This window comes from Gemmatimonas sp. (genome assembly GCF_041689975.1).
Lineage (GTDB): Bacteria > Gemmatimonadota > Gemmatimonadetes > Gemmatimonadales > Gemmatimonadaceae > Gemmatimonas.
In genome coordinates this window covers 1-14,029 of sequence record NZ_JBDNFF010000380.1, presented here as the reverse complement: position 1 = coordinate 14,029, position 14,029 = coordinate 1, and the positions used below count along the sequence as shown (strand labels likewise).

Genomic DNA, 14,029 nt, shown 5'->3' with positions numbered 1-14,029 from the left:
TCACTGCGCGCGTTGTGGGGGTCATCAGGGGCACATTTTCGACGACGGCCCAAAGCCCACCGGCAAGAGGTACTGCAACAACGGAATTGCCTTGCGATTCGTGCAGACAAGCGAGAAACTTCCGGAATTGAGAGGCTGACGTATGCGACTGCTTCTCGTTCCGTTCGCACTCTCGCTCGCGCTGGTCGGCTGCGGCCCGAGCGACACTGATACGTTCACCGAACGTGCGCCCTCTGATGAGGTGCAAACAAGTGCCTCGGCCAGCGTGACGTCCGGCACCACTGCGGATATCGCGATGGACGCATCGTCTGTCGGCATGTCCGCAAAACCTGCTTCCCGCACGATGCCTCCCGCGGCGGTCGACACGGCCATTTTCGCCGGCGGGTGCTTTTGGTGCATGGAGCCGCCGTATGACAAGCTCGATGGCGTGCTCTCTACCACCAGCGGCTACACCTCCGGTTCGGTAGTGAACCCAACGTACGAACAGGTTTCGGCCGGTGGCACCGGACACACCGAAGCGATGCAGGTGGTGTTCGACCCTTCCCGTGTCACATACGATCGTCTGCTGCACGTGTTCTGGCGTAACATCGACCCGTTCGCACGCAACCAGCAATTCTGCGACCGTGGCAGTCAATACCGAAGCGGAATTTATCCGCGCACTGCATTGCAGACGACAGCGGCCGAGACATCGCTCCGAGCACTTGCCGCGCGGTTCTCGCAGCCAATCGCCACCGAGATCGTCGCGGCGACGCGCTTCTATTCCGCCGAGGAATATCACCAGGATTATTACATGAAGAATCCAGTGCGATACAAGTTCTATCGGGCCAGCTGCGGGCGTGATAAACGGCTCGAGGAGATCTGGGGAGACGAAGCAGGCAAATGACCGCGCAACGTCACCGTCGGCTAATCCTGCTTGGCGGAGGCCACGCGCACATCGAAGTGCTGCGGTTGGCCGCGCGGCGTCGATTTACAGGCGGCGAGATACTTGTGATCTCGCCTTCAGCGCATTCGCACTACACCGGCATGATTCCGGGCTTTGTGCGCGGCGCCTATACGGAGTCGGCGCTGACCATCGATGTCGACTGGCTCACGCGTGCGGCGGGGGGAGCGTTCCAGGAAGGATGCGCCGCCGCCGTGGCTGCGGATGGGCGTTCGGTGACGCTCGAGAATGGTGACGTTCTCGAGTGCGATCTGGTGTCGGCGGATGTGGGTAGCGAACCGTCGGGCCTGCGCGACGTACCTGGCCTCGCCGCGCACGCCTTCACGGCGCGTCCGCTCGCTCGCTCGAGGGCCCTCGCTGGGGCCATCGACCAAGCCATTGCGCGTGCGCAGCGACGCGACACTGCAGCAGACGCCGTTGCTATTGTCGGCGGCGGTGGCGGTGCGGTGGAGATTGCGTTTGCCATTCGTGCTCGCGCCGATGCCGCAGGCGTATCGCTTCCGGTGACATTAGTCGAGGCCAAACCAGACTTACTACCCGAGTTCGAATCCGCGATGGGGCGAACGGCAGGTCGCGTGTTGCGGAACCGTTCGGTCGACGTACTCACGAGTGCCAAGGCGACATCGGTTACTGCAACGGAAGTGCTCCTCGCCGACGGCCGACTCGTGCCGTCAACGGTTAGCGTCTGGCTCGGGGGGGCGGCACCGGTCGCACTCACGCGCAACAGCGGGTTGCCGAAAGATGCACTCCACTTCTGGGCAGTGGATTCGACCTTGCGCTCCATAAGCGGCGCGCCCGTGTGGGGGGCCGGCGATTGCGTTGCACTACGAGACTTTCCGTGGGTGCCCAAGGCGGGTGTGTACGCGGTTCGCGAGGGGCCCGTGCTCGCGGCGAATTTGCGCGCTGCCATGACGGGCAACAACCATGGTGGGGCGGTGACGTATCAACCGCAATCGAGTTACCTCTCCATACTCGACACGGCCGATGGCCGCGCGATCATGCGATGGAAGGGACACGTGTTTCGCGGCCGCGCAGCGCTCTGGCTCAAGTCGTTTATCGATTCACGATTCGTCGACCGCTATCGGCAAGGCTCATGACTGTGTAACGATCGCCCTCTTCGGATGTCTTGCGATCCTTCTCGAGCAGCTCCTTTATCCGGAGTGCCTGCTGACTTGCTTCCGCACCGCTGTCAACGTCGCTGCTCACGCGCTCCGTTCCAATCCCGTCCGGCGCGTCGGCCCTGTTGTCTCGCCTTTCAAGCGGAATCAGACCGACGTATAGCCTCCGTCAATGAGGTAGAACCCGCCCGTCATGAACGACGCTTCGTCCGACAGCAGGAACGCGACGAGGGGCGCCACTTCGTCGGGCCTGCCCAGACGTCCGAGCGGATGGCGAGCGATCAGCGCAGCGCGAAACTCGTCCGGCAAGTCTCCCAGCAACGGTGTATCGATATACGCCGGACCTACGCAGTTGATGCGCAGCCCCTGCCCGGCATATTCCGCGGCCGCGTTTTTCGTCAACCCGACAACGCCGTGCTTGGCGGCGGTGTACGCCCCATTGCCGATCGCGGCCACGGTGCCGTGAATGGATGCCATGTTCACAATTGCACAGTGCGCGGCGCCTGCTTCGAGCATTGCCGGAATTTGATATCGCATACCATAGAGCACACCATTCAAATTGATGTCGATGACGCGATGCCATTCCGCGAGATCCGTTTCGCCCACTGGCGCCTGTGCGCCGCCGATGCCGGCATTGTTGATGGCGTAGTGCAGGGCACCGTACATTGTGACGGCGTGTTGCACAGCGTGCTCTGACTGTTCCGGTTTGGAGACGTCGTGGGCGATTGCGCTCGCCACGCCTCCGGCCTCTACGATGGCCTTTGCCACCCGCGTGGCGCCTTCGAGGTTGATGTCCGTGAGTACGACCTTTGCGCCCTTGGCCGCCAGCGATGTCGCGATAGCTTCACCGAGTCCCGATCCGCCGCCGGTGACGAGCGCAACCTTGTCATTGAACGAGCCCATGCTCCTACTCCGCAGAAAGGTGAGAAGGAACGCCGCCCTGAATCGCCGAGGCCGCAATCGGGTGAGAGCTTGCGATCGTCGGCGCGGCCTGCGGCGGCGTCGGTCTTGCGTTGCGACGTGCTAGTGCGCCACGTGCGTGCGCGATCAGGATGGGCACTTGTCGTGCCACGCGACTGGTATCACTCCCGGAGGCTTGACATGCGTGAAGAACTGAGGCCCGGCGTCGACCGACCGCGACGTAGCCAGTACGTGCTGGTAGTGCTGATCATCATTCTGTTGGCGATCGCCGGCTTCCTCTACCGTCGATCAGGCGTACCGCTTCCTGGTTCTGGCGTGGACGCGCGAGTGAGCCGCTTTGACCGCGTGATTGATGGCGATCAGAGCGGTACCCGTCTCGCTTAGTGCGCAGAGCAGCTGCGGCATTCATCATTTGCGACGCGAAGAGTTCGAATGGACGAGGTTGTGCACGGTTTTGTTTGGAGAGGAGTCGCGCTACTCGTGATGCGGGCGCTGCGAGCGCTGGTGTTCCACTCGAGCTCGACGTTGCCGGTATGATTCCCCGGCCTCAGGGTGCTCCCGGAACGTTCGACGAATCGAGCGCGGCACGATGGATCGTCTCGCGTAGCCGTTCCAGCACGCCCGTGAGCGTGCCTGGCGATGCAGGATCATTCCGCGCGAGCGAAGTGATGATCGAATCGCGCTCGGCGAGCATGGTCCGCACATCTCCTTGCGGCGCGCCGTTGAGGACGGGAAGCAGCCGACGCTGGAGCCCCGTGTAAAAGTCGCTCGCATGCCGACGTGCGACTTCGAAGCGGCCGCTCTGAGCTTCGATTACCGCCGCGCTCAGCGTCGCTTCGAGACGGGCCGCCTGAAGGGCGGCCGAGGTGTCCGCGACCTGCCGCCGTGCGCGATCCAGCTGCGCGTATTGCAGTAGGACGCCTGCGACCAATCCGAGCAAGGCCGCCGTCCCGATCCAGAACGCCGAGCGCCAGCGGTGCGGAGAAGGCGACGGCGTATCGACTGCGGGTGAGGGCTTGGTGTCATTCGCCACTAGTGTCGCCGCTCCCTTCGCCCGAGGTACGGCACATCATCACGACCGGCACGGCGCTGGCGAAGAAACGATGGATCGGGATCGCCGCTCGCGGTTTCATAGTTGTCCAGATCTTCAGGTCGCACGAGTGTCGCCATGCGTCCCGTCTCCATGTGGGCGTCCGCCGTGCTCCCTCGAGACGTGTCCTGCTCGCCGGCGTCGGTATCGGCTCTCATGCGCTTTCCCCATCGAGTGAAAGGTGACTGTGCGGCGCTGCCCAACGTCGAGCCGGTAGCGGCTGCGACGTGGTCAAACTCCACCGCTCATCGCGCGAACGGCATCGGCGGCCTTGGCAAAGAACCGGTTGACCTCCGCACGCTGCGTCAGCAGAGGCCGCTCCTTGCTCATTGCATTGGCGGCTTGGCGCACCGAACCCACCTGCGCGCTCGCGTTCGGAAAGCTGCGCTGCTGCACGTCCAGGAGAAGCTGCGCCGCAGAGCCGAACGCTGCGTGGACGAGGTTGGCGTGCTTGAGCGACTGCGGTTCCGTCTGCAGTCGGTCCGCGAGCATGTTGAGGGCGCTGACCTGTCCATTCACGTCACTGCCCCCCAGCGAGTCTCCCCGCGCGATAGAGGCGATGGCGCCCGCGAGCTGCCGGACACCGGTGGCCGTGTATTCGTGGCTCAGGTCGCCAGCGGCAGCCGCGTTCGTCGTGTCACTGGCAGCGACCCAGGAGAGAAAACCATCCGCCGCCCCGCGCTCCGCCGTGACGGCTGCGGGCTCGCTTGTGCTGTCGGACGCACCGACCGCCGTGCTGTCATTGCGGCTGCCGAAGAACCACCACGCCAGAAGCGCGAGGGCAAGCAGCGCGAGCACCACCCACAACCACCCCTTGCCTTCCTTCCGTTCTACTCGAATCTCGGCCATCTCGTTGCTCCTCCTCCCGCTTGGCGGGACGCAGCTCCGCTTTCCGAACTGCGCCGGTGCCCGAAGAAACTCGCGCGCGTGGGAAGGCATTTGCGCGCATTGTCTGAACGGCGAAAGCGCGAGTATCAGAAACCCGCCTGCATCGCAAACGGCAAGAGGAGCAACATCTGTGCCGAGCATTTCGGAGCGACGCATGGGCGACGATGGCGTGCAATGTGCGCAGGCTGGATGCACCTGGTATCCAGCAATGGCGCTCGCTGCGCGGCATGACGAACTTGGGGCACAGGCTCACCCCGACCACGGCGACCCTGTGAACGTTCTCGTTCAAGATGTGGCGGGTCGTGCAGGCGACGTTTCGCAACGCTCGCGCCGACGATCTCTCCGGCGAGGCCGCGAAGATGGCCTACTACTTCTTCCTGTCGCTATTTCCGGTTGTGCTCGTGCTACTTACCGTGACCGGTCTCGTGGGTGGCGAATCCGCCTTCGGTCGTATCACCCACACCGTGCATGCGACTGTGCAGGACCACGCGTGGCAATTCGTCAGCAGCCTGATTCGCGAAGGACCGACCGTCGCCGTCCGGGCACGCTGAGCGTCCTGGCCGTCTGTGCTATTCTCTTTGCGCCGGGCGCCGCCGCAATCATACCCACCGAAGCACGGTGGCGAGATCGGAGACTGTGGGCGTTTCTGTCTTATGCGCGTTGGCCATGGGACTTTCTGTTGCTCACCGGTACCGCATGGATCGCCTACTCAGTTCTCCCCGCTGGAGACGCGCTCGCATCGGGCCGGCAGACGCTGGTCGGCGCTAGCGTTGCGAGTGCGCTGTGGATCGTGGCCGCGCTGCTCTTCCGGATGTACATCGCCGACTTCGCGCGCTTCAGCCGCGTGTACGGTGCGGTCGGCGCCGTGATCGTCCTGCTGATCTGGTTCTACATTGCCGCGCTCGCGGTGCTCGTCGGTAGCGAATTGGCTGCCACGCTGGAGTCGGGCGGTGTAGAGCGCGTGCGGCGCGCGGCTCCCGCACCTCGCCACTACCGGCGGGCCATCCTTCACGCTGACGGCGACGGTCGCCGTCGATGCGTTCGGTCTGTTCGTGAAAGAGGATTTGCTGCGTCGGGAAGGGCGTGTTGATATCCGCCTCCGTCAGCGCCTGCTTCACACGCGTGAGCACACGGTCCTGCGCATTCAGTCCGTCCGTCTTCTGCGACCTGGTCCACCAACGCGCACGCAGGTTGACGGTGACGTCGCCATACCCGATACCGTCGTCGTATTCCCAGCGGCGCTGCGGAAACGCGCTGTTCACGAGCACCGAGTTCGTATACAACTCGCCATTCGGGATGATGGCGCGACGCCCGTCGTAGGACTTGATGAACATGGCGCGGGTCTGGATATCCTCGACGGTCCCTTCGTACTCCGTGAACCCGATCTGGTCGCCCACGCGGAACGGACGCGTCACGAGAATGAGAATGCTAGCGAGGAAGTTCTGGAAAATGTCCTTGAAGGCGATGCCGATCGCGACGCCACCAATGCCCATCGTGCTGATGAGGCGAGGCACGGTCGTGAGGAAGTCAGTGCCGATCCGCTGTACGGTTTGCCATGATGCGGGTGACGACGTCGCCGTGACGATATTGTGTTGGTCCGGGCTCGAACCAATACGTCAGTGTAGTGTACGCTCACAGGTGCTTGAGCCAACCGAGGTGACATTTTTGTCTGCATCATGTGATGCGCGGATGGCACCGATCGTGCGCTGTGAAGCTCGCATGGCATTCCGCTCGTATGCGCTCCACGCCGAAAGGTTGCCGCGTATGCGCCCTCTGAGCAGGCTCATCCGCCGCACGTGACATCGATCAGGATAGGTGGGGTGGAGACGGTCATATTAACGAGACGTCGCGTGAGAATCGTGTGTTGCCTCAATGTGGTCACGGCCTTGCTGCTGGCGCCTACGGTTTGGGATGGCGCCAGCGCGTTCGCCGGCACACGACCCGAAGGCGGGCGAGTATTCGCCGTGGGTTCACTCGATGCATCAGTACTCCCTCGCGTCGATTCCCTCTCAGCCGAGATACAGCGGATCCTGTCGGCGGGACGGGATGCAGCGGTCTACCGCAGCGGTGACTGGAAACGCGTAGAACGCATCTATACCGCTGGCGGTCACCGACCGGTATGGATCGACAGTACCGGTGACACGTTACGATTTCGGCAACGGACCGCATCGCTGGTGGACGCGTTGGCCGCGGCCGGCGATCATGCGCTTCGTGTCGACGCCTATGGGAGCGCCTCGCTGCTCGCGGCGCTCGAGGCGCTGCGTGCTGGCGGCGCAGTCACCACCGCGACGCAGGCGCGCGCCGATGTCCTGCTCACCGCTTCGTTCGTCGCGTATGCGACGGACCTGCTCATCGGACAGATCGATCCGCGTTCGGTAAACCGGGAGTGGCATATCGACTCACGGAGCGTAGACGTCGACAGCGTCTTGGCCAGTATGCTCCACCAAGAGGTGCTTTCGGACGCCATCGCAGCGCTCCAGCCTCGGGATCCCGAGTACGTGATCCTCCTGCAGGAGCTCGCGCGATACCGGCAGCTCGTCGCGTCGGGAGGATGGACGCAGGTATCGACGCGCCGCGTGTTGCATCCCGGGGACACCGCCACGTCACACGTGCTGGGCGCGCTGCTCGGACGCTTGCACGCCGAGGGCTACACGCCCTTAGTGCCGCTGGTGCCGGCCGACACGGCTCCACCCGCGCTGCGAAGCGAGACCGTCATCGCGCGCGGCCCCAGTGGGCCGGCGGTCTACGATCTCGCGCTCGCGGTCGCGGTCGCGGCGTACCAGCAGCGTCATGGGCTCACAGTCGACAGTGTCGTGGGACCGAACACGCTGCTGTCGCTCAATCGCCCAGCCGAATTTCGGATGCGCCAGATCGCGGCAAATCTCGAACGCCACCGCTGGCTTCCGCGCGAGCGCGGCAATCGCTTCGTGGTCGTCAACGTTCCCGCGTTCCGTCTGCGCGCCTACGATGCCGGGCGTGAGGCACTGTCGATGAATGTCATCGTCGGTGCAGAATACGGTGGCCGCAGCACACCCGTGTTCAGCGACTCGATGTCCTACGTGGTCTTCCGTCCCTACTGGAACGTGCCGCAAGGCATCGCGAGCCGTGAGCTTTGGCCGAAGCAGCAGAACGACCCGAGCTACTTTCAGCGGAACGGCTACGAGGTGGTGCACGCGACCTGGGGCACATTCGTGCGCCAGAAGCCGGCGTTGGGCAACGCGCTCGGCCGGGTGAAGTTCATTTTCCCCAACGATCATGCCATCTACCTGCACGACACGCCGGCGCAGGCGTTGTTCGTGGAGCCCGTACGGGCGTTCAGTCATGGGTGCATCCGCGTGGAGCATCCCGACCAGCTCGCGCAGTTCGTGCTCGGGCCGCAAGGGTGGGACATCGACCGCGTGCGCGAAGCGATGACGAGCAGTGGGGACGATCATCGCGTGAATCTCGAACACAAGCTGCCGGTGTACATCGTGTACTTCACGACGTACGTTCGAAATGGTATGCTGCACTTCGCCAACGACATCTACGACCGGGATGATGCGCTGGTGCGTGCCATGGGCGCTCCTGAACAGCTGCACTCGAGGATGGTTCAGATTCCGTCCCATTCTGCTTCACGACTCGAGCACGACTTCGAATGATCGTTGACGCTGCAGCATTCCCACCGCATTTCAAGTTCGGGGTCGCCACCTCCGCATATCAGATCGAAGGCGCCATCGACGCCGATGGCAGGGGTCGCTCCATCTGGGACACGTTCTGCGAAACTCCGGGCGCCGTGGAGCGTGGTGAAAGCGCAGCTGTGGCATGCGATCATTATCACCGAATGCCTGAGGACGTCGCCTTGCTTCGCGACATGGGCGTCAGCAGTTACCGTTTCTCCATCGGTTGGCCACGTATTCAACCAACGGGCAAGGGACCCGCGAACGCAAAAGGCATGGCGTTCTACGACCGATTGGTGGACGAGCTACTGCGCGTCGGCATACGTCCCTTTCCCACGTTGTACCACTGGGATCTGCCGCAGGCGCTGGAAGACGCGGGTGGCTGGCCGGCGCGCGATACCGCGACGCGCTTCGCCGACTATGCCGCCCTGATGGCGACGGCGCTCGGTGACCGTGTGCAGGATTGGGCGCTTTTCAACGAGTCGTTCATCTTCACCTCACGCGGCTACCTGCTCGGGCGATACGCGCCGGGCAAGCGCGACCTTGGTGATTTCCTACGGGCGGTGCACACGGTGTCGCTCGCACACGGCGATGGGTTTCATGCCATCAAGGCCGTGCGTCCACAGGCGCGCGTCGGCTCGGTGTTCGCGCTCGCGCCATGCGAGCCAGCGGTGGACACCCCTGCTGACCGGGAAGCTGCCGTATATGCCGACGCGCTGTTCAACCGGCTGTTTCTCGACCCGCTCTTTCACGGAACGCATCCCGCCGAGTTTCTCGAGTCCGTGCCGGAGAACGTCTTGGGCCAGGAGCCCGGCGACGAGCGCCGTATGCGTGTGCCCCTCGACTTCATCGGCGTCAACTGCTATTACCGCCTCGTCGTGAGCGCCGGCGGTGAGCGGCCCAACCTCCCGTTCTTCCTCTTCAGTATTCGCAACGATGCCCGGACCACGGGCGGACACGGCGACTTCAGCGGACGACGCGCAACCGACCCGCATGAGAACCCGTATGGGAACCCGTATGGAACCGGCCTGCGCATCGAGAACGCGTTTGGACGCGATCATGGGGCGCGCACGGAGATGGGCTGGGAGATCTGGCCCAACGCGCTCCGTGACGCGTTGCTCCTGCTTACGGAACGGTATGGCCCCATCCCCATCGAGGTGTGCGAGAGTGGATGTGCATTCGCCGACGTTCCGGATGCGGATGGGGTGGTACGCGACACCGCACGCATCACCTACCACCAGGATCATCTTGCCGCGGTGGCAGACGCCATCGCCGGTGGCGCCGACGTGAAGAGTTATCACGCCTGGAGCCTGTTCGACAACTTCGAGTGGGCTTCCGGCTACCGGCCGCGATTCGGGCTGGTGCACGTCGACTACGCGACGCAGCGGCGCACGCTCAAGTCGTCCGGAGCGTGGTATCGGACGCTCTGTCAGGCGGCGCGGCAACGTCAGGCGTGACGGTTGCCGCAGCGTTCAGCTCCCCCGCACGCGAGAGCGCGAAGCGGAACAAGATGGGGCCCAGCGTCTGGTTCACGGCGAGCATTGCAAGGAAGAGCGCGCGGATCGCCTCGCCGCGCTCGGGATACGCTTCCGCAGCGACGGTCGCCAGCCCGATGGCGACCCCCGCCTGCGACACGAGCCCCATCCAGGTCCATTGACGCTCCGGCTGCGACGCCTTGCCCCACCGGGCGCCAAGCCCCGTGCCGGCCCAGATGGCCACACTCCGCACGGCTACGAGGGGTAGCACCACGAACCAGAGATCTGCCACCGCGCCGAGATCGAGCGCCGCCCCGGCGAGCGCGAAGAACACCACGAACACCGGCGCCGCCGACCGTTCGATGGCATGCCGAAGTGCATCACCGAGTGCGTGCGGCGAGACGTTCTCCGCGACGAAGCCGGCAATGAGCATGGCGAGCAGCGTCTCCACATGCGCCAGCTGCGTGATCTCGCTGCCGAAGAACGCGACGAGAATCACGAACAGGAACAGCTCACGACGCACGAAGCGGAGATACAACGCGATGCCGCCGCCCAGCAAACCACCAATCAGGACGGCGCCGCCAATCTCCCAGAACACGCCAAGCAACGAGAACGTACTGCTGGAGGCCGCCGGTGGTACCACCGCCCGGGCGAATGCGAGCACGCCGGCGAAGAGCAGAATGACGACGACATCGGAGAGCAGTACCACGCCGAGCGTCGTGCGTGCAACGGGCCCGTTGGCTCGCGTCTCCGATAGCAAGGCGATGGTGACCGCCGGTGAGTGGACGACGGCAATGGATGCGAATAGGAGACTCATGGCCAGCACCGTCATCGTCGGGCTGTTTGCCAGAAACGGCACGAACTCCCGCATGCCCAGCAGCAGCGCGGTGATGGCCACCAATACCAGCGTCATCTCAGTGGCGAGAATCTTGAGCAGCAGCACGCCGCGTTCCTTGAGCTCGCTCCACCGCAGCTCCGCGCCGGCGAGGAAGGCGATCAGCGCAATCGCGAGCGAGCTCACGGGCGCCAGTTGCCGAGCTGCATCGGTACTCAACGTGCCGATCACCTGCGGACCGAAAATCACACCCGCGGCAAGATGTCCGACAATCGCCGGAAGTCCGATCGGTACGACGAGCCGACCCACCGTGTCCGCAGCGACGACCAGAAAGCCGAACGAGAGGAGCCACTGTCCACCGTAGCCGCTGGCACCCAGCGGCAGGATGAGCTGCATGCCCGCCAGCAGTAACGCGAGAATGATGATGCGCCGCACTCAGCGCACCTCGGCGAGCGCGCTGGCTTTCGCGGGCACCAGCACCGACGCGGCGAGCCGGCCCGACAAGAGGTCGGTGAGCACGACCGACACGACGGCGGCGGTGAAGACGACGTTTGGCAGCGCGAGCGTGTCTTGGTACAGGTAGCTGACGGCCAGCGCCATCACGATGCCGCCCTGGCCCAGCAGCGCACGCCCCCAGTCGGGGCCGAGCACGGGCAGCATGTCGTTCGCGCGCGTGACCAGTCGAGCGCCGCCCACCTTGGCCACCCCCCGCGCCACCAGAAAGACCAGCACCGGTAGCAGCCACGCACTCTGGGCGCTGGGTCGCCACGTGGCACCAGCGAAGATGAGCAGTGCAAAATACAGCGGGCGCTCCACGCGCTTCAGCGCACTGCGGATCTCCGCGTGCTGCTTCGAGGTGTTGGCCAGCATCGCACCGAAGAACATCGACGCCATCACCGGTGACAACCGCAGGTATGTCGCGGCGCCACTGACGAGGGTGAGCATGCCCGCCAGCGAGATGAATAGCCGGTCGACGCGATCCTCGTTGCCGAGCAGCAGATGGAACAGCGCGCCGCCAACGACGCCAATGGCGACGGTGATGACGGTCCACTCCGTGGGCGTGAGTGGACGCGAGGTGAACCGGTCAGCGGGATGACTGGCGGCGAGCAGAATGCCGAACGTCACGACCGCCACAAAGAGGTTCGTGCCGGCGGTCGCTCGCAATTGCGCAGCCACTGGCCCACGTCCACCGTAGCGCCGCACCGCGAACTCGATGCCGTGCACGGCGCTCGCGCAGGCGAAAGCGCCGAGGGCGAGTGACGGCCCGAGTGCGCGCGTCGTGGAAAGGCCAAACAGCCAGCGGATCAGCACGAGCTCTAAGCCACACACGATGCACAGAGTGAGGATGGATTCGGCGAAGGCAATGCGCCACGTCACGCCGGGCACGCGCACCATGCTCGTGAGCATGAAGCGACTGCCGATGATCGCACCCATCCATCCCAATGCGAGCGCGGTAATCGGCGCGAAGCTCTCGAGCATGTCGCTGCTCAGGACCCCCGCGACCTGTGGACCAAGCAGGATGCCCAGCAGCACGTACTCGGCACCCGACACGATCAGCAACCGACGTCCGATCCAGTCGAATGCGACGTGCGCGGCAAGGTAGGCACCAATGGCGAGCAGAACGAGCGCGAGTCCCGCGCTCACTGGGGCGGCCTGGCGTCGATGGGATCGGCGTTGTCGCGCGGAACGACGGTGTCGACTACGGCCCGGATTCCCGGAGGCGCGCCATTGCCGCGTACCACGAGGTGTGGAAGCACGCGCACGCCGGATTGAAGCAGAGTCACTCGTCCGTTGGTCAGCAGATAGCGTACAAAGCGTTCGGCCACGCCGTGGTTGGGTGCATTCGCGGGAATAGTGAGCACGAGCGTGCGGGCGCTGTCTGCGCGAACGCTGTCCCGTCGCAACACGGCGCGCCGGACGCTGTCGGCACGCACACGGTCAGCGCGTCGCCCAGTTGCCCTGCGGCTTGTGCGACTCGGCGTGCTCCCACTGTCGACGCGCCGGGTGCTATCCGCGGCTAACGCCACCGTGTCCCGGGCCGACTCGGCAAATGGCAACCACCACGACTTGGAGTCATTCGGCAAGTGTGGCAGCAGACGTGCGCTGACCACCACGAGATCCGCCTCTGGCGCGATCACCAACGTCGTCGTCTCCGTGCTCGTGCTTTCCCCCTGCGACGTGAGGACTATGCGGACCGCCTCGCGGGAGGCGAAGCTGTCGGTCACGGCGCGCAGCGCGTCCACGAAGGCCGGTGTCACGTGCATCACCAGCGTGGCATCACTCGCCAACGGTGCCGGCGACCCGAGGCTGTCGGACTGTGCGGCAAGCACCTTGATGGAATCGGCCTCACGCGCGCGCTCCGCGTCGCCCGAGCAGGCGAGCAGTGTACAGGCCAGCGCAGCACGTAGAACGCCAAAACGTGACGGCCTCCCTCGCGGTGGCATCATCCCTCTTGGTCGGATGTCTCTGACGCTGTCTCGGCCACCGTCGCCGGTTCGGTCGGCCTGGGCTGCTTTTCGGACATCGTCGGTTTGGCGAGGCGGCGGCGTATACGGCTCCACCATCCTGCCGGCGTCGAGTCCGTAGTGCGCAGCAGGTCAGGACGATACGCGAACACCGCCTGCTCGGCATATGCGAGCACCGTGCCCACCTGCTCGACCGTGAGCGGCTCGAACGGTTTGAAGTGAAACCGGTGCCGGTGTGCCTCCTGCGCAAAGGCATGGATCGCCGGAAACTCCGAAGAGAGCCGTGGCATCAACTGCAGCACGCTCGTCAGGAGCTGGCGGGGTGTCGGCTGCTCGCCGAACGAGTAGGCGAGATAGCGATCCTGCGCGAGCCGCCAGAAGGTTTCCGTCGCCTCATTGACGCTGACGGCATCGTACTCCAGCGCGGTGCAGATGAGGCCCCAGAGCACATGCTGCTCGCGGCCAGCCATGTTGCGCGTCGGCGACTCCGGCGCCTTGTGCCAGTGCCGGAGGAACGCGCCGTCCATGGCATATCCTGTGGGGAATCCATGACGCCACATACGCAGGTTGAGCTCCGTCCACTCGCCCCAGAACTGGCGTCTCGGGTTGAAACCACCGATGTCGGCGAAGAGCCGGCGATA

The 14,029-nt window shown here is 64.5% G+C and carries 15 protein-coding genes and 2 pseudogenes; 8 read left to right on the top strand and 9 right to left on the bottom strand.

The window, feature by feature from the left end; translation table 11 throughout:
* From ACESNG_RS21810 to ACESNG_RS21800, 3 genes are all read left to right on the top strand, one after another.
* A partial coding sequence (locus ACESNG_RS21810; protein WP_373070839.1) for a peptide-methionine (R)-S-oxide reductase occupies positions 1 to 139 on the top strand: 139 nt, incomplete at its 5' end.
* Positions 140 to 295: 156 nt separating this feature from the next.
* Complete coding sequence (msrA, locus tag ACESNG_RS21805; RefSeq protein WP_373070837.1) at positions 296 to 883, top strand: peptide-methionine (S)-S-oxide reductase MsrA; 588 nt, start codon at positions 296 to 298, stop codon at positions 881 to 883.
* Positions 880 to 2,037, top strand: a complete 1,158-nt coding sequence (locus ACESNG_RS21800) for an FAD-dependent oxidoreductase (RefSeq protein ID WP_373058690.1) — start codon at positions 880 to 882, stop codon at positions 2,035 to 2,037. The genes msrA and ACESNG_RS21800 overlap by 4 nt, the downstream gene beginning before the upstream one ends.
* A 168-nt stretch (positions 2,038 to 2,205) precedes the next feature.
* Here the strand turns inward: ACESNG_RS21800 and ACESNG_RS21795 are convergent, their stop codons facing one another.
* Positions 2,206 to 2,961, bottom strand: a complete 756-nt coding sequence (locus tag ACESNG_RS21795) for an SDR family NAD(P)-dependent oxidoreductase (RefSeq protein WP_373070835.1) — start codon at positions 2,959 to 2,961, stop codon at positions 2,206 to 2,208.
* Between the two features lie 198 nt (positions 2,962 to 3,159).
* Between ACESNG_RS21795 and ACESNG_RS21790 the strand changes: the two genes are divergently transcribed.
* Positions 3,160 to 3,363: a hypothetical protein gene (locus tag ACESNG_RS21790; protein WP_373058686.1), complete on the top strand. Its 204-nt coding sequence runs from the start codon at positions 3,160 to 3,162 to the stop codon at positions 3,361 to 3,363.
* 163 nt (positions 3,364 to 3,526) lie between these two features.
* On the opposite strand, the gene ACESNG_RS21785 is transcribed toward ACESNG_RS21790, so the two are convergent.
* The 3 genes from ACESNG_RS21785 to ACESNG_RS21775 all read right to left on the bottom strand — a co-directional run bounded on the left by ACESNG_RS21785 (position 3,527) and on the right by ACESNG_RS21775 (position 4,918).
* The gene (locus ACESNG_RS21785) at positions 3,527 to 4,012 is read right to left on the bottom strand and encodes a hypothetical protein (protein WP_373058684.1); all 486 of its coding nucleotides are present in this window, start codon (positions 4,010 to 4,012) and stop codon (positions 3,527 to 3,529) included.
* Positions 4,012 to 4,227 carry a hypothetical protein gene (locus ACESNG_RS21780; RefSeq protein ID WP_373058682.1) on the bottom strand — a complete coding sequence of 72 codons (216 nt, stop codon included), beginning with the start codon at positions 4,225 to 4,227 and terminating at the stop codon, positions 4,012 to 4,014. Before ACESNG_RS21780 ends, ACESNG_RS21785 begins: the two co-directional genes overlap by 1 nt.
* Before the next feature lie 73 nt (positions 4,228 to 4,300).
* The gene (locus ACESNG_RS21775; protein WP_373058680.1) at positions 4,301 to 4,918 is read right to left on the bottom strand and encodes a hypothetical protein; all 618 of its coding nucleotides are present in this window, start codon (positions 4,916 to 4,918) and stop codon (positions 4,301 to 4,303) included.
* A 341-nt stretch (positions 4,919 to 5,259) separates the two neighbouring features.
* Between ACESNG_RS21775 and ACESNG_RS21770 the strand changes: the two genes are divergently transcribed.
* Positions 5,260 to 5,508, top strand: a complete 249-nt coding sequence (locus ACESNG_RS21770; RefSeq protein ID WP_373058678.1) for a YhjD/YihY/BrkB family envelope integrity protein — start codon at positions 5,260 to 5,262, stop codon at positions 5,506 to 5,508.
* Positions 5,448 to 5,840, top strand: a pseudogene (locus tag ACESNG_RS21765) (YhjD/YihY/BrkB family envelope integrity protein); the annotation flags it as partial. The gene ACESNG_RS21770 and the pseudogene ACESNG_RS21765, both read left to right, overlap by 61 nt.
* Here the strand turns inward: ACESNG_RS21765 and ACESNG_RS21760 are convergent.
* Positions 5,794 to 6,462 (bottom strand): annotated as a pseudogene (locus ACESNG_RS21760) (mechanosensitive ion channel family protein); the annotation flags it as partial. The pseudogenes ACESNG_RS21765 and ACESNG_RS21760 overlap by 47 nt on opposite strands.
* 345 nt (positions 6,463 to 6,807) lie before the next feature.
* Here ACESNG_RS21760 and ACESNG_RS21755 point away from each other — a divergent pair.
* Positions 6,808 to 8,595 carry a murein L,D-transpeptidase gene (locus tag ACESNG_RS21755; RefSeq protein WP_373070833.1) on the top strand — a complete coding sequence of 596 codons (1,788 nt, stop codon included), beginning with the start codon at positions 6,808 to 6,810 and terminating at the stop codon, positions 8,593 to 8,595.
* On the top strand, positions 8,592 to 10,070 hold the full coding sequence (locus tag ACESNG_RS21750; RefSeq protein ID WP_373070831.1) for a glycoside hydrolase family 1 protein: 1,479 nt from the start codon (positions 8,592 to 8,594) through the stop codon (positions 10,068 to 10,070). The genes ACESNG_RS21755 and ACESNG_RS21750 overlap by 4 nt, the downstream gene beginning before the upstream one ends.
* Here the strand turns inward: ACESNG_RS21750 and ACESNG_RS21745 are convergent.
* From ACESNG_RS21745 to ACESNG_RS21730, 4 genes are all read right to left on the bottom strand, one after another.
* Complete coding sequence (locus tag ACESNG_RS21745; protein ID WP_373058551.1) at positions 10,009 to 11,358, bottom strand: cation:proton antiporter; 1,350 nt, start codon at positions 11,356 to 11,358, stop codon at positions 10,009 to 10,011. The two genes, ACESNG_RS21750 and ACESNG_RS21745, sit on opposite strands and share 62 nt — an antisense overlap.
* A complete protein-coding gene (locus tag ACESNG_RS21740) occupies positions 11,359 to 12,567 on the bottom strand; it encodes a hypothetical protein (RefSeq protein ID WP_373058553.1) in 1,209 nt (402 codons plus the stop codon).
* Positions 12,564 to 13,370, bottom strand: coding sequence for a hypothetical protein (locus tag ACESNG_RS21735; protein ID WP_373058555.1), 807 nt, complete (start codon positions 13,368 to 13,370; stop codon positions 12,564 to 12,566). The genes ACESNG_RS21740 and ACESNG_RS21735 overlap by 4 nt, the downstream gene beginning before the upstream one ends.
* On the bottom strand, positions 13,367 to 14,029 hold a 663-nt coding region (locus tag ACESNG_RS21730), incomplete at its 5' end, for a glycosyltransferase family 2 protein (RefSeq protein WP_373058557.1). The genes ACESNG_RS21735 and ACESNG_RS21730, both read right to left, overlap by 4 nt.

What these genes read in the sequence shown, in the direction of transcription:
- ACESNG_RS21780 (WP_373058682.1), bottom strand. Translation starts at nt 4,227, where the DNA reads ATGAGAGCCGATACCGACGCCGGCGAGCAGGACACGTCTCGAGGGAGC.
- ACESNG_RS21775 (WP_373058680.1), bottom strand. Translation starts at nt 4,918, where the DNA reads ATGGCCGAGATTCGAGTAGAACGGAAGGAAGGCAAGGGGTGGTTGTGG.
- msrA (WP_373070837.1), top strand. Translation starts at nt 296, where the DNA reads ATGGACGCATCGTCTGTCGGCATGTCCGCAAAACCTGCTTCCCGCACG.
- ACESNG_RS21790 (WP_373058686.1), top strand. Translation starts at nt 3,160, where the DNA reads ATGCGTGAAGAACTGAGGCCCGGCGTCGACCGACCGCGACGTAGCCAG.
- ACESNG_RS21735 (WP_373058555.1), bottom strand. Translation starts at nt 13,370, where the DNA reads ATGATGCCACCGCGAGGGAGGCCGTCACGTTTTGGCGTTCTACGTGCT.
- ACESNG_RS21800 (WP_373058690.1), top strand. Translation starts at nt 880, where the DNA reads ATGACCGCGCAACGTCACCGTCGGCTAATCCTGCTTGGCGGAGGCCAC.
- ACESNG_RS21750 (WP_373070831.1), top strand. Translation starts at nt 8,592, where the DNA reads ATGATCGTTGACGCTGCAGCATTCCCACCGCATTTCAAGTTCGGGGTC.
- ACESNG_RS21795 (WP_373070835.1), bottom strand. Translation starts at nt 2,961, where the DNA reads ATGGGCTCGTTCAATGACAAGGTTGCGCTCGTCACCGGCGGCGGATCG.